Source organism: Saccharopolyspora sp. NPDC002686, from assembly GCF_040295745.1.
In the GTDB taxonomy this organism is placed as follows: domain Bacteria; phylum Actinomycetota; class Actinomycetes; order Mycobacteriales; family Pseudonocardiaceae; genus Saccharopolyspora; species Saccharopolyspora oryzae.
Window position 1 is genome coordinate 1 of record NZ_JBEOVY010000204.1, and the last position, 13,886, is coordinate 13,886.

The 13,886-nt window shown below is 70.7% G+C and carries 13 protein-coding genes and 1 tRNA gene; 7 read left to right on the plus strand and 7 right to left on the minus strand.

Annotated elements, in window-relative coordinates:
- Nucleotides 1-78 precede the first annotated feature (78 nt).
- Nucleotides 79-152: transfer RNA gene (locus ABTZ89_RS24380), tRNA-Ala, on the minus strand.
- Between the two features lie 150 nt (nt 153-302).
- Between ABTZ89_RS24380 and ABTZ89_RS24385 the strand changes: the two genes are divergently transcribed.
- Nucleotides 303-1,643 (plus strand): phenylacetate--CoA ligase family protein, encoded by a 1,341-nt coding sequence (locus ABTZ89_RS24385; protein WP_351048578.1) that lies wholly within the window; start codon nt 303-305, stop codon nt 1,641-1,643.
- On the opposite strand, the gene ABTZ89_RS24390 is transcribed toward ABTZ89_RS24385, so the two are convergent.
- From ABTZ89_RS24390 to ABTZ89_RS24405, 4 genes are all read right to left on the minus strand, one after another.
- Complete coding sequence (locus tag ABTZ89_RS24390; protein WP_351048581.1) at nt 1,644-2,984, minus strand: NAD(P)/FAD-dependent oxidoreductase; 1,341 nt, start codon at nt 2,982-2,984, stop codon at nt 1,644-1,646.
- Nucleotides 2,977-3,216, minus strand: coding sequence for a DUF6158 family protein (locus ABTZ89_RS24395; protein WP_270949586.1), 240 nt, complete (start codon nt 3,214-3,216; stop codon nt 2,977-2,979). Before ABTZ89_RS24395 ends, ABTZ89_RS24390 begins: the two co-directional genes overlap by 8 nt.
- A 177-nt stretch (nt 3,217-3,393) precedes the next feature.
- Nucleotides 3,394-4,647, minus strand: coding sequence for an MFS transporter (locus ABTZ89_RS24400; RefSeq protein ID WP_270949587.1), 1,254 nt, complete (start codon nt 4,645-4,647; stop codon nt 3,394-3,396).
- A gap of 469 nt (nt 4,648-5,116) precedes the next feature.
- Nucleotides 5,117-5,938, minus strand: a complete 822-nt coding sequence (locus ABTZ89_RS24405) for a GNAT family N-acetyltransferase (protein ID WP_270949588.1) — start codon at nt 5,936-5,938, stop codon at nt 5,117-5,119.
- A gap of 145 nt (nt 5,939-6,083) precedes the next feature.
- Between ABTZ89_RS24405 and ABTZ89_RS24410 the strand changes: the two genes are divergently transcribed.
- Complete coding sequence (locus ABTZ89_RS24410) at nt 6,084-7,733, plus strand: DUF885 domain-containing protein (RefSeq protein ID WP_351048585.1); 1,650 nt, start codon at nt 6,084-6,086, stop codon at nt 7,731-7,733.
- A gap of 127 nt (nt 7,734-7,860) precedes the next feature.
- The gene (locus tag ABTZ89_RS24415; protein WP_351048588.1) at nt 7,861-9,816 is read left to right on the plus strand and encodes a UvrD-helicase domain-containing protein; all 1,956 of its coding nucleotides are present in this window, start codon (nt 7,861-7,863) and stop codon (nt 9,814-9,816) included.
- Here ABTZ89_RS24415 and ABTZ89_RS24420 read toward each other — a convergent pair.
- Nucleotides 9,806-10,165 carry a TetR/AcrR family transcriptional regulator C-terminal domain-containing protein gene (locus ABTZ89_RS24420; RefSeq protein WP_351048591.1) on the minus strand — a complete coding sequence of 120 codons (360 nt, stop codon included), beginning with the start codon at nt 10,163-10,165 and terminating at the stop codon, nt 9,806-9,808. The two genes, ABTZ89_RS24415 and ABTZ89_RS24420, sit on opposite strands and share 11 nt — an antisense overlap.
- A 61-nt stretch (nt 10,166-10,226) precedes the next feature.
- Here ABTZ89_RS24420 and ABTZ89_RS24425 point away from each other — a divergent pair, with 61 nt between their 5' ends.
- The gene (locus tag ABTZ89_RS24425; protein ID WP_351048594.1) at nt 10,227-10,550 is read left to right on the plus strand and encodes a hypothetical protein; all 324 of its coding nucleotides are present in this window, start codon (nt 10,227-10,229) and stop codon (nt 10,548-10,550) included.
- Nucleotides 10,551-10,598: 48 nt separating this feature from the next.
- Here the strand turns inward: ABTZ89_RS24425 and ABTZ89_RS24430 are convergent, their stop codons facing one another.
- Complete coding sequence (locus tag ABTZ89_RS24430; RefSeq protein WP_351048597.1) at nt 10,599-11,096, minus strand: Lrp/AsnC family transcriptional regulator; 498 nt, start codon at nt 11,094-11,096, stop codon at nt 10,599-10,601.
- A 62-nt stretch (nt 11,097-11,158) separates the two neighbouring features.
- On the opposite strand from ABTZ89_RS24430, the gene ABTZ89_RS24435 reads away from it, so the two are divergent.
- The 3 genes from ABTZ89_RS24435 (at nt 11,159) to ABTZ89_RS24445 (ending at nt 13,685) form a co-directional block, all read left to right on the plus strand.
- Nucleotides 11,159-12,064, plus strand: coding sequence for an EamA family transporter (locus tag ABTZ89_RS24435; RefSeq protein WP_351048600.1), 906 nt, complete (start codon nt 11,159-11,161; stop codon nt 12,062-12,064).
- An 82-nt stretch (nt 12,065-12,146) separates the two neighbouring features.
- Nucleotides 12,147-12,962: a class I SAM-dependent methyltransferase gene (locus ABTZ89_RS24440; protein ID WP_351048603.1), complete on the plus strand. Its 816-nt coding sequence runs from the start codon at nt 12,147-12,149 to the stop codon at nt 12,960-12,962.
- A gap of 60 nt (nt 12,963-13,022) precedes the next feature.
- On the plus strand, nt 13,023-13,685 hold the full coding sequence (locus tag ABTZ89_RS24445; RefSeq protein ID WP_351048606.1) for a hypothetical protein: 663 nt from the start codon (nt 13,023-13,025) through the stop codon (nt 13,683-13,685).
- The last annotated feature ends 201 nt before the right edge of the window (nt 13,686-13,886 follow it).

Sequence of the window (13,886 nt, forward strand, 5' to 3'; positions counted from 1 at the left end):
AGCGCGCTTTCGACCTCGAAGGGCCCGACGAGGTGTCCGGCGGACTTGATCACGTCGTCGGCCCGCCCGACGAACCAGTAGTAGCTGACGGGATTCGAACCCGTGACCCCTTGACTGCCAGTCAAGTGCGCTACCAGCTGCGCCACAGCCCCTTGTTCTTTTGTTCCGAGATGTTCGGTTCGTTTTTCCGTCCCGCTCATCTCGTGTGCCATAACAGTACAACACCTCTCGGGGGGCGTTTTCAGGGGGGTACCCCTAGTTGGATCTACCCCTTCTGACCTGGGGCTGGTACACCGAGAGTCGTGGCAACGGCACAGGGCGTCAGGCCGCCGCTGGTGGCTCCTGAAGTCGAGGGGGCTGCGCCGGAGCGGCGGCGCGAGTTGCAGGAGCGGCGGTTGCGCCGGTTGGTGGACCGGTTGCTGGCCGCTGGTGGGGTTCAGGCCGGGCGGCTGCGGGATTGCGGGGTGGGGCGGGGCGCTGATGTTTCGCTCGACGACTTGCACCGGTTGCCGTTCTCGTCGCGGCAGGACTTCTGGGACCACTACCCGTTCGGTATGCGGTCGGCGGCTGCTGAGGACGTCGTGTGCGTGCACGGGTCGTCGGGGACGCAGGGGCGGCAGACGCTGGTCGCCTACACCGCGCACGACGTGGACGTGTGGACGCGGGTGATGGCTCGTGCGCTGGGTGGGGCTGGTGTGACTCGGCGCAGTTTCGTGCACTGCGCCTACGGGTACGGGATGTTCACCGGTGGGCTCGGGGTGCACCACGGGGCGACTCGGCTCGGGGCCACCGTGCTGCCGGTGTCGAGCGGGGCCACCGATCGGCAGCTGCGGTTGTTGCTGGACCTGCGGCCGGACGTGCTGTGCTGCACCCCTTCGTACGCCGTCTACCTCGGTGAGGCGTTCGCTTCGACCGGGATCACCGCCGAGCAGCTGTCGTTGCGGGTCGGGGTGTTCGGGGCGGAGCCCTGGACCGAGGAGATGCGGCAGGGCGTGGAGCGGTTGCTGGGGTTGCGGGCGCTCAACATCTACGGGCTCACCGAGATCATCGGGCCCGGTGTGGCGTGCGAGTCGCTGGATTCCGGCGGGTTGTTGAACATCGCCGAGGACCACTTCTTCCCCGAGGTCGTGGGTCCGGACGGGCAGCCGCTGGCCGACGGGCAGCCCGGTGAGCTGGTGTTCACCACGCTCACCAAGACCGGCACTCCCCTGCTGCGCTACCGCACCGGCGACGTCGCCGCGCTGCACGGGCCGGCCTCCGGGTCGGCGCGGACGCTGCGGCGGATGAGCCGGGTGCTGGGGCGCACCGACGACATGCTGATCATCCGCGGGGTCAACGTGTTCCCGTCGGAGGTCGAGGCCGTGCTGCTGGCCGATCCGCGGGTCTCGCCGCACTACTTGATCGTCGAGGACCGGCGCGACCGGTCGCGGCCCGAGCTGCGGATCGCCGTCGAACCCCGGGATCCGCACGGCGACGTGGAAGGGCTGGAGCGCGATCTCACGGTTGCGCTGCACGCCCGGCTGGGGCTCGGCTGCATCGTGCGGGTGCTGCCGCCCGATCACATCCCGCGCTCCGAGACCGGCAAGGCGAGGCGGCTGGTGCGCTGGGACTACGGCGTCGCACCGATCCCCGGGCTGGAGTGACTAGCCCGCCGCGCGGCCGTTGGGGCCTGGCAGGCCTCGGGTGTTGGCCGCTCTGACGAACTCCGCCCGGGGGTCGTGGAGCTCGCCGAGGGCGACGACCTGGCGGCGGAACGGCATCTCCAGCAGCCAGTCGCCGAGGATGCGCGCCTTGTGCGACGCGGTCGGCATCTTCGCCAGGTGGTAGGTGCGGTGCAGCAGCCAGGCCGGGAAGCCCTTGAGCTTGATCCCGTAGACCTCCGCCGCGCCCTGGAACAGGCCCAGGCCGGCGACCGATCCGGCGTAGCGGTGCTTGTAGTTGGCCAGCGGTTCGCCGCGCAGCAGCGCCGTGATGTTGTCCGCGAGGACCTTGGCCTGGCGCACCGCGTGCTGCGCCGACGGGCTGCACAGGGCGTCCGGGTCGCTGCTGGTCAGGTCGGGGACGGCGGAGCAGTCACCGGCGGCGAACACATCGTGGGTGCCGCGGACCTGCAGCTTCGCCGTGCATTCCAAGCGGCCCTTGGTGTCGCGCGGGAGGTCGCTGTCCTCCAGCATCGGGTGCGGTTTGACGCCCGCGGTCCACACCACGGTGTCGGTGTCGAACTCGTCGCCGTCGGAGAGCACCGCGTGACCGTCCACGAAGGACTTGGCCGTGGTGTTCAGCTTGACCTCGATGCCGCGTTCTTCCAGCCGCTGCCGGGTGTACTCGCTCATCGGCGGGCTGACCTCGGGCATGATCCGGCCCATCGCCTCGACCAGCACCCAGCGCATCTCCCGCGGGTCGATCGGCGGGTAGCTGCGGATCGCGTCGCGGGCCATGCTCTCCAGCTCGGCCATCGCTTCGATGCCCGCGTACCCGCCGCCGACGAACACGAACGTCAGCAGCCGGCGCCGCAGCTGCTCGTCGCGCGTGCTGGCCGCGATGTCCAACCTGGACAGGACGTGGTTGCGCAGGTAGATCGCCTCGCCGATGGTCTTGAACCCGACGCCCCGCTCGGCCAGGCCCGGGATCGGCAGCGCCCGCGAGATCGAGCCGGGGACCACGACCAGCACGTCGTAGCCGAAGTGCTCGACCTTGCCGTCGCCGAGCGTCGCGGTCAGCTCGTGGTTGGCGTGGTCGATGCTCGACACCTGCGCGGTCATCACCCGGCACTTGCGCAGCGCCTCGCGCAGCGGGACCACCACGTGCCGGGGTTCCAGCGATCCGGCCGCCGCTTCCGGCAGGAACGGCTGGTAGGTCATGTGCGGCTGGGTGTCGATCACGGTGACCTGCGCTTCGCCGGCGCGCAGCTTCTTCTGCAGCCGCAGCGCCAGGGTCAGCCCGACGTGGCCACCGCCGATGATCACGATGCGCGGCTCAGGCATGCTGCGGCTCCCCCCTCGCTCCGGACCGGGTGCGCCGCGGGTCGACCGCGCGTTCGGGGTGGCGGCGCAGGTACTCCTGCTCGAGCTCGAAGGTGCGCGCCGTGTGCTCGCGCAGCGAGTCGGCCGAGCCGTGCAGGAAGGTCTCGTGGCGGGTCCGGTGCAGGTGGCGCAGTTCCTGCAGCAGCAGGTCCTCGGTCAGCTCGTGGCCGGGGATCCCGGTCGTCGTGCTCATGTCGTCCTCCCGCTTCGGCAGGCAGGCGAAACCGGCGCGTCAGGTCAACGCCGGGATACCCGGCGGCCGGTCACCGGACACCTGCTCGGGTGTCCAGACTGCGACCGGCAGCGCCGGGCGGCGACTCGAAAACCTTCTGTCTGAAGTGCTCGTTCCGCGCAGGTCGAAGGCGAGCACTCAGGCGGCGTCGTCGGCCAGCTGGGGAGCGGGTTTGTCCGCCGGGCGGGTTTCCGGGGCTCCGGCCCAGGCCAGCAGGCCGAGCACCGCGGTGAAGCCGGTGACGGCGAAGGCCGCTCGGTAGGAGAGCGTGTCGGCGAGGACCCCGGCGACCAGCGGGCCGAGGATCGCGCCGAAGTCGGCCGACATCTGGAACGACGCCAGCACCGGACCGCCCTTGCCCTTCGCGCCGATGATGTCGGCGACCGCGGCGTTCTGGGCGGGGTTGAGGATGCCCGCGCCCATGCCCGCGATCAGCGAGGCGACGAGGAACCACGGGACGGAGTCGGAGAAGCCCAGGGACGCGGTGGCGAGACCGGAGACCGCGAGCCCGACGAGGACCAGCGGTTTGCGGCCGCGCTGGTCGGCGATCCGGCCCGACAGCAGCAGCACCGCGGCGTTGCCGACCGCGAACACCGACAGCGCCACGCCCGCCATGGACTCGGTGGAGCGAAGGGCTTCGACCACGAACAGCGGCACCAGCGCGATGCGGACGCCGAAGACGGCCCAGCCGTTGCTGAAGTTGGACAGCAGCGCGGCGCGGTAGGTGCGGTGGCGCAGGGCTTGGCGCACCGTCAGCACCGGTGCCTCGCCGGTGTCGGTCTGCGGCGCCGCCAGCTCCGACTTGCGCAGCATCAGCCAGCCGATGAACGCGGCGGCGAACAGCGCGATGCCGTAGGTGACGAACGGCAGCCGCAGCGAGTAGCCGATCATGACGCCGCCGATGATCGGCCCGGAGACGTTGCCGAGCAGGAAGCTCGTCGCCCACACCCCGGACGCCCGGCCGCGCAGGTGCAGCGGCGACAGGCGGACCAGCAGCGCGACCGCGGACACGGTGAACATCGTCGAGCCGATGCCGCCGAGGGCGCGGAAGATCAGCAGCTGCCAGTAGGACGCGGCGAACGCGCAGGCGGCGGTGCTCACCCCGACGATCGTGATGCCCAGGACGTAGATCGAGCGCTCGCCGAAGAACGACACGAGTCGTCCGCTGACCGGTGCGAAGGCCAGGCGCATCATGGCGAACGCGCTGATCACGAAGGATGCGGCGGTGACGCCGACGTCGAAGCTGGTGGCGAAGGTCGGCAGCGCCGGGGCGACGATGCCCATCCCCACCGCGACGATGAAGCCGCCGGTGACCAGGATCCAGATCTCCCGCGGCAAGGAACCGATGCCGGTGCCCTCGGTGTTCTCCGCCGTTGCCGAGCTGCTCGACACCGTCGCCCTCCCATGCTTAGCCGAACTAAACGAATAGCCCGGAGCATGCCCGGGTCGGTCCGGCTACCCGAACCCCCGCCGCCGGAGCTTTATTCCGCCGAAGACCGAAGATGTGACGATCCCGCCCACCTGGATCGAGCAACCCGTGGCGCACGGGCGTCCCTTTCCGCAGGTGGGGACCCGTGAGTACTTTGGGTTGCTATAGCGCCCCAAAGTACTCACGGGTCCTGACCAGCCGAAATGCCGGTCAAAGCCTGTCGCTGATCCTGGTTCTTGATCTTTGATGCGCCGCCAGGCGCATAGCCCACGCTCGCACCCGGCACCGCCGCGGGTTCTCAGCGTTCGCCTGGCGAGGACGGCCCGGCTGCCGTGTATTGGCATGCATCAAGTCGGGCACCCGGAGTCCAGGCGGGCGCTGAGGTTCCGCTACCCGCACCGCCACGCAAAACGACCACCGGAGACAGGCCTCTCAGAGGAGGTCGTCGATTCGGCGGGCGTAGGCCGTGACTCCGTAGACCACGTCGAAGCCGCAGGCTTCGGCGAAGCGCTCCGCCGTGCCTCCTTCTTCGCTCTGGGCCGCGACCATCAGGGCGCCGCGTTCGCGGAGCTCGTCGATGACGTCGGCGACCAGTTCGCGGCCGATGCCCCGGCGGCGTCGGCCGGGGCGCACGATCACCTGCTCGACCAGGCCGACGCGGCGTTCGATGAACCCTTGGGCGAAGCCCGCGATGCGGTCGGCGTCCGGGTCGTCCACGACTCGCAGGACGCTGCGCGGTTCGTCGATGCGGTGGCCCAGGTTGCGCAGCAGTCGCCGCTCGCCCTCTTCGGAGAGACCGGCGTCGTCGGCGATCAGGTCGACGATGCCGGGCAGGTCGCGGTCCTCGGCCGGTCGCGCCAGGCCGCGGGGGTCCTGCCGGACCCGGTGCAGCAGCGCGACGAGCTCCTCCACCGCGCGCCATCCGGCGTCGTCGGCGATGCCCTCGATCTCCGCGACGGTGGTCGGCGAGGCGAACACGACGGCCTCGGCGTGGCCGGCGTCGGCGAAGACCTGCTCCAGTTCCAGCAGGGTTCCGGCGACCTCGGCGAGCGTCCCCCACAGCGCGCAGGCGTGGTTGGCGGCGGGCAGCGGGTTGTCCTGGTTGAGCACGACCGTGGCGGCACCGACCCTGGTGCGCAGTCCGTAGCGCACGACGGCAGAAGCGAGCCGCGCGGTCTCGACCAGCCCGGCGAGATCGCGAGCTTGCCTCGGGTCGAGCAGTGCCTCGTCGTCCGGGTCGTGCAGTGGATCCACGCGTTCATTGTCCCCGCTTCGCAGCGACCGTCCGCCAGGCCCGGGCGGATGAAGTCAACGGCCCGTCCACCTCGCTCTACGGGACGAACGGTCCGTTCGTTCAGCAGCGGCGCAGTAGCGGTCGACTGGGGCAACATGGGTGGGTGTGAGCACTCCCACAGAACTCGCCGATGAACTGCTGGACGTCATTTTCGAGTCGAACCCGGTCAGCGCTTCGCTGTACGGGGTCCGCACCTGGGACGACCGGCTGCCCGACATCTCCGCCGCGGGTGAGCTGGCGCTCCGGGAGCGCGCCGAGGACATTCGGGTGCGCGCGATGGCGGTGGACACCTCGCACGCCGATCTGGAGCAGCGGCTGACCATCGCGGCCGTGGTGCACCACGCGCAGGCCGTGGTCGCCCGGTTCGACGCCCGGTCCCCCGAGTACACCGTGGTCGGGAGCTTGTTCGCGCCGGTGGCCGGGCTGCTGTTCCACCTCGGGCAGGTGTCGGTCGCGGATGCCGAGCAGGGCGCGGATTTCGTGCAGCGCCTGCGCAAGCTCCCCGAGTTCATCGCGGCCACCGCGCAACGGCACCGCGAGGGTGTCGCGACCGGCCGGGTTCCGGTGCGGGTGCTGGTCGAGGACGCGGTCCGCCACCTCGGCGACTACCTGGCCAATCCGGACCCGCTGCTCGTTCCCGAGCTGCACGACCCGGCGCTGGAGCAGGAGCGCAAGCGCGTGCTGGCCGAGGAGGTCCACCCGGCGCTGCGCGAGTACCGGGAGTTCCTCGCCATCGAGATCGCCCCGCACTCGCGCCCGGCGGACCGGCCGGGACTGCGTTGGATCCCCGGCGGCCACGACGCCTACCACTGGCTCGTGCGCGCCAACACCAGCACCGACCGCACCCCGCAGGACCTGCACGACACCGGCCGGGCCCGGATCGCCGCGCTGCGCGGGGAGCTCTCCGAGCTCGGCGGGCGGGTCTGGGACGAACGCGATCCGGACGCGGTGCTGCACCGGCTGCGCACCGATCCCGCACTGCGCTGGCGGGACGGCGAGGAGCTCCTGACCTCCGCTCGCAACGCGATCGCGCGCGCGGAATCGGCTGCGCCGCAGTGGTTCGCGACGCTGCCCGACCAGCCGTGCGAGGTGCGCGCGATTCCGGGCCCCACCACGGACAGCACGCCGATCGGCTTCTACAACGCCCCGGCCCTGGACGGTTCGCACCCGGGCGTCTACTTCGCCAACACCGAACGCGCCGAGGAGCGCCAGCGCTTCAACTCCGAGGTGATCGCGTTCCACGAGGTCGTGCCCGGCCACCACATGCAGATCAGCCTCGCGCAGCTGCGCACCGAGCTGCCGATGTTGCGGCGGCTGATCTCGATCACCGCCTACGCCGAGGGCTGGGGCCTCTACACCGAGCGGCTGGCCGACGAGATGGGCCTGTACTCCGACGACCTGGCCCGGCTGGGCATGGTCGCGCAGGACCTGCTGCGGGCTGCGCGGCTGGTGGTCGACACCGGGCTGCACGAGTTCGGCTGGAGCAGGCAGCGCGCCGTGGACTACCTGCGGGAGCACACCATCCTGCCGCAGCTGGAGGTCGACTCCGAGATCGACCGCTACATCTCCTACCCGGCGCAGGCCCTGTCGTACCTGGTGGGGAAGTTGGAGATCGAGCGGGTCCGGGCCGCCGCGCAGCAGCGGCTCGGCGCCGACTTCGACATCCGCCGCTTCCACGACGCGATCCTGCGCCACGGCGCTCTACCGATGTCCACATTGGACCTGCTGGTCGCCGAGGAGCTCCCCCGGCGGTGATTTCCGCGCCTGCGACATCCAGGTGATGAGCTGCGCACACGCCCGAAACCGACACTCAACGCACTACTGTCGATACCGAGCGTGGTCGGCTCCGCCGGCGACGGTTCCAGTGGAGACAGGAGGCGCCGTGACCGGGACTTTCCACCACCGCCAGGAACGTCTGCGCCGCGAAGCCGAAGCCGAGCTGGCCGGTCGGCTGCTGCCGCCCTGGCACCACCGGGTCCTGCAGCGGTTCGGGGTCGAGCAGGACAGCGGGTGGTACCCGCTGCTCAACCAGTTCGCCCCGCACACCCCGGCCAACCGCCCGGACGCGGTGCTCGTGGGCCCGCAGGGCGTGCTGGTCGTCCTGCTCCGGGAGGCCGAACCGGAGTGGGAGGACGCCCGGGCGGCGTTCGTCTGGGCGGCGGAGCTGCTGGCCGGCGCGTCGACCGACGCGGGTGCGGTGACCGAGGCGGTGATCCGCGCGGTGGTGGTGCACCCGGCCGATCACCGCGGCCGCAAGGGCCACACCGGCGAGCACCTGGCCATCACCGAGGCCGAGCTGGACCGGGTGCTGCGGCACGGCGAACGGCTGCTGAAACCCGCTGAGGCGCTGAACATCGCGCGGCACCTGGACAGCAGGACCTTCGACCTGGCCCCGTTCATGTGGAACTCGCAGCGCATCCCGGGACAGCGCATCCCCGGGCAGGTCGGCGAATCCGCCCTGATCGAGACGCAGGACCTGCGCCGCGAGCGGGTCGAGCGGGCGCTGGAGCGGCCGTTCCGGGACTGGCGGATCTTCCTGGACGACACGCAGCTCGGCGCGGTGCGGCGCCGCTACTCCGGACCGGCGCGGATCACCGGCCCGGCGGGAACCGGCAAGTCGGTACTGGCCCTGCACCGGTTGGCCTACCTCTCCCGCCGCACGACCGGGAAGCTGCTGTTCACCACGCACCTGCGCAACCTGCCGCTGATCGCCGCCGAGCAGTTCCGCTCGCTGGCCCCGCACCTGGTCCAGCGCATCGAGTTCACCCACCTGCACTCCTGGGCGCGGGACTTCCTGGACCAGCGCGGACGCGCCGCCGACGTCGACGAGCAGAAGGTGGAGCAGGCCTTCGACGCGGTGTGGCAGCGCTCGGAGCTGACCGGACCGCTGCGCGGGTTCCGCAACTCGCGCAGCTACTGGAAGGACGAGATCAACCGGGTCATCAAGGGTCGCGGGATCCGCACGCTGGACACCTATCGAACGGTTCCGCGCAAGGGCCGCGGCCAGCCGCTGCCGGCCGAACTCCGCGCCCGCGCCTGGCAGTTCTACTGCGAGTACGAGCGCGAGCTGTCCGAACGGGACGCCTTCGACCACAACGACGTGCTGATGCGCGCGCTGTCGGAGCTGGACCGCCGTCCGCTGCCCCGCCAGTACGCGGCGGTGGTCGTCGACGAGGTCCAGGACCTGACGTTGATCGGCTTGCGCCTGGTGCACGCGATCAGCGGCGACGGTCCCGATCAGCTGCTGCTCGTCGGCGACGGCCAGCAGCAGGTGTACCCCGGCGGCTGGCGGCTGTCCGAGGCCGGGATCTCGTTGCAGGGCAGGGGTGAAGTGCTGCGCCGCAACTACCGGAACCGGGCGTCGATCGTCCAGCAGGCCGGGGAGCTCGACGCGATCAACCGGTTCGACGACCTCGACGGCGGTCCCGCGGTCGCGCTGCGCTCGGCGTTACCGGTCTTACCCGGCGGCGAAGTGGTGCGCTGGGAGGGCGCGGACCAGGAGGAAGCGCTGGTCGCCGCGCTCCGCGAACTCGGCGACACCGCCGACACAGCCGTGCTGACCAGGACGAACAGCGCGGCGCAGCACTGGGACCAGGTGCTGCGCGAGGCCGGTTTCACCGTCCGGTCCCTGGACCGCTGGAACGGCCGCGCGTCCGGTCCGATCCACATCGGCACGGTGCACCGGGCCAAGGGCACGGAGTTCCGGGCGGTCTTCCTCCCGGACGAGGGCCTGCAGTTCAACGGCCACCGGGACGAGGTCGAAGCGTCGAACCGCCACCGCCTGGTCGCGCAGACCCGGGCCCGCGACCACCTCTGGATCGCCACCCTCAGCTCGTGATCCGGGCCTGCTCGAAGCCGGCGAGCATCGCGTCGAGCGCGAAGTCGAAGCGCGACTTGGCCCCCGCCTCGCTGCTCGCCCCTGCTGCCGCCGCGGCCAGCAGCGGGAACTCGCCGGGGTCCACATCGGACAGATTGCGCACCTGCTCGGACGCGTCCACCAGCTCCCCTCCGGGACTGGTCGCGGTCACGACGTGCCCGAGGACGAAACCGGTCAGCGAGAACAGCACGTCCAGCCCGACTTCCAGCGAGAATCCCGCGGCGTGCAGGGTCGCCAGCACGCCTTCCACGATTTCCAGGTCGGCAACGCCGAAGACGACCCGCGTCCTGCACCTCGGCCTGGCACTCACCGTCCTCGCCGGCCTCGCGCCGCTGATCGACGTCGCGACCGTCGACAGCGTCGGCAACCACGTGCGCAGCGCCTACCCCGACTGGCCGGACGGCCTGATCGCGATGGACCGCAACGTCATCGCCGGCTACCTGGCGACCATCGGCGTGCTCGGCATCGCGGGCTGGCTGTGGACGATCGTCGGAGTCCGCAAGCACGCCCGCTGGGTGCGCGTGGTCGGCACGATCATGTTCGCCCTCGGCGCTTCGGCCGCGCTGCTCAACATGTCGCTCTCCGGCGGCGCGTACACCAACGTCATCCCGCCGCTTTACAGCACGCTCGGCGCACTTCCCGCCCTCGCAGGCCTGGCCGCAGTCGTCCTGATCTGGCGCCAACCGCAGCGATGACCCGCGACGGCCACCCTGCTGCGCGACACCCGCAACGTCCACATCGGACTACGTCGGTGTCAGCGGCAGCGGGCGCGGTGGGACGGGCGTCGAGACGACGATGGAGGTGGTGGTCTGGCCGAACATCAGGAACCGGTCCAGGAGCTCTTCGAGCTCGTCCACCGCACCGGCGTGGATCCGGACCAGGAAGCAGTCCTCGCCCGTGATGCGGTGGCACTCGCTGACGTTCTCCAGTTCCTCGGCGAGCGCCGCCACCTTCGGCAGCTGGCCGGGCGCAGGCCTGATCCGGACGAACGCGCTCACCGGCAGACCGAGGCTGGCCGGGTCGATCTGCAGCTGGTAGCCGGCGATGACGCCGACGCGCTCCAGCCGCTGGATCCGCTCGGTGACGGCCGGGGCGCTCATGCCGACCCGCCGCGCCAGCTCCGACATGCTCATGCGCGGTGCCTCGCGCAGTTCGCCCAGCAGTCGGATGTTGATCTCGTCCAGCAACTCGCTCCGGCGGTTGAAGGCCGAGCGGCTGTTGCTCCGCTGTTCTCCAGGCATTCCGACTCCTGAACCTTCACCTGGCCATTCCGATCTGGCCTGCACCTTCGAACAATCGTCACATGGCACAACGCACGGCGTCACTGGTCGACAACCGGGGAGCCGACTGGGTCGGCCGGCTGCCCGCACCCGCGTTCTTCGTGACCAGCGCGGTCTTCCACTACCTCGGCCCGTCGCTGGCGGTCCTGCTGTTCGCCCAGGTCGGCCCGCTGGGCGTGACGTGGCTGCGGATCGCCGCGGCGGCAGCGATGTTCGCCGCGTGGCGACGCCCGTGGCGGTTGCTGCGCGGCATGCCCCGCGATCAGCGCTGGGTGCTGCTGGGCCTGGGGCTCGTGCTGGCCGCCATGAACACCGCCTTCTACCTGGCGCTGGCCAGGCTGCCGCTCGCCACGGTCGGGGCGATCGAGTTCTTGGGCACGGTCGTCGTCGCCGCGGCCGGCGCCCGCACCCGCCGCAACCTGCTGGCACTGCTGCTGGCGGTGGGTGGCGTCGTGGCGCTGACCGAGCTCCGGCTGGTCGACGAGCCCTGGGGATTCGCGCTGGCCTTCGCCAACTGCGCGGGTTTCGTGCTCTACGTCGTCCTCGGGCATCGGATCGCGAACACCGGAACCGCGAGCTGGAGCGGGATCGACCGGCTGGGCATGGCCATGATCGTCGCCGCGGTGGCGATCAGCCCGTTCGGCCTCGCCGACGCCGCGAGCGCGTTCACCCATCCGCTGTGGATGTTGTGGGGAGTCGGCGTCGGCGTGTGCTCCTCGGTGATCCCGTACGTGTGCGACCAGCTGGCCATGGCCCGGCTGCCGCGCGCCTCGTTCGCCCTCATGCTCGCCCTGCTGCCCGCGGTCGCCACCGCGATGGGCCTGCTCCTGCTCGCCCAGGTCCCGACCTGGCAGGACCTGCTCGGCATCGGCCTCGTCATCGCGGGCGTCGCCCTCCACCAACGCCCCGACACCAATTTCAAGCATTAGTGTGGAAATGCTTGCCCGGTGTCGATCAGCGGTGGATAGTGGCTGGTCGAACCGGCCGGATGGACGCACTGGGGGCGTGGACATGTCGGAGACCCACGAGTACATCGTGAACGACCGCGATTTCGAGGAACGGCGGCTGCTGGAGCAGAGCGTGGTCCTCGACCCGCTGACCCGCCGCCTGTTCGACGCCGCCGGTCTGGAGCCGGGTATGCGGGTGCTGGACCTGGGCAGCGGAGCGGGCAACGTGGCGCGGCTCGCCGCCGACATCGTCGGGCCGAAAGGCAGCGTCATCGGGGTCGAACGCGACCCGGACGCCGTCCAGCGCGCCCAGCGCCTGGTGGACGCGGCGGGCTACACCAACATCGAGTTCCGCGAGGGCGACGTTCAGGAGCTCGACGTCGTCGACGGCGAGTTCGACGCTGTGGTGGGCCGCCTGGTGCTGCTGTTCCTCCCCGACCCGGCCGAGGCGCTGCGCCGAGCACTGCCGCTGCTGCGCCCGGGCGGCGTGCTGTGCATGCAGGAACCGGACCTCACCTACTCGTGGACCAGCGTCGATTCGCCGCTCTGGCGCCAGGTCCGCGGCTGGGTCATGGACACGCTCACCGCGGTCGGCGCGGACATGAAGATGGGCCTGTCCCTGTTCGCCACGTTCCGCGAAGCAGGCGCCCCGGATCCGCTGTTGCGCATGGAAGCGGTGGCCGGAGGCGGCGCGAACGCCCCGGCGTTCGGCTGGGCGAACGTGGTCGAGGGGATCCTGCCCCTGATGGAACGCCTCGGCATCGCCAAAACCGAAGAGGTAGAGCCGAAAACCCTGACCACCCGCCTCCTCGCGGAGATCGCCGACGAGAACGGAACGGTGGTCGGCCCCTTCCTCTACGGCGCCTGGGCCACCAAGTAGATCTCAGGGTTTTCTCGGGGAGAGCACTGGATCCGCCGTGCCTGGGCGTGCCGGATCCTCGTGGTCGTGGCGAAATCGAGTTCTCAGCGGTGGCGGCAGACCGTCGTGTGGCTGCACGTGATCACTTCGGTCGGTTGGATGGCCCAGGCGCTGGTGCTCTTCACCCTGCTGGCAACGGGTTTCGCCAGCGATGATCCGGCGGTCCGCGTCGGCGCGACGTCGATGGCGCACGTGGTGGACGTGCGGCTGCTCGGCCCGTTCGCGAACGCAGCCGCGTTCACCGGGTTCATGCTCGCCGCGTCCACGGCCTGGGGGTTCTTCCGCAACTGGTGGGTGCTGGTGAAGTTCGCGATCACCGTCGTCCAGCTCTACGCCGGGATCTTCCTCCTCTCCGGCGCCCTGCAGGACTCCGTCACCTCGGCCAGCGCAACAGCCCCGCCGCTGGCCCTGCTGCTCGGCACGGCCCTGATGGCCTCGGCGATCGCCTTCCAGGCATGGCTGTCGATCGCCAAGCCCTGGCCCCGCACCCCGTGGGCGAAACCCCAAAAGCCGCCGACGGCCTCGAACCGCGTCTTCGCCGCAGCGATCGCCGCCCCGCTGATCGACATCGCCACCGGCATCGTCCTCGGCTTCCCCTCCCCGCTCTGCCAACTCGTCGTGCTCACCGCCCACCTCATCCGCCGCCAACGCACGCTCCAGCCGCGAGCGGTCGTCAACACATAGCAGTGCTGCGCACTCCTCCCCAGAACCCGGGCCAGCTCCCCGCTCATCTGAGCACCGGTAACCACAGTTTCAATTGAAACTGCAATTCCCAGGCACGAGGGACCACAGTTTCAATTGAAACTGCATACCCGGGCGTGTCGGGACCCCGGGGTGGGGGGGGGGGGCGGGGCCCGCAGCCCGGGCCCCCGGGTGACGAAGGGG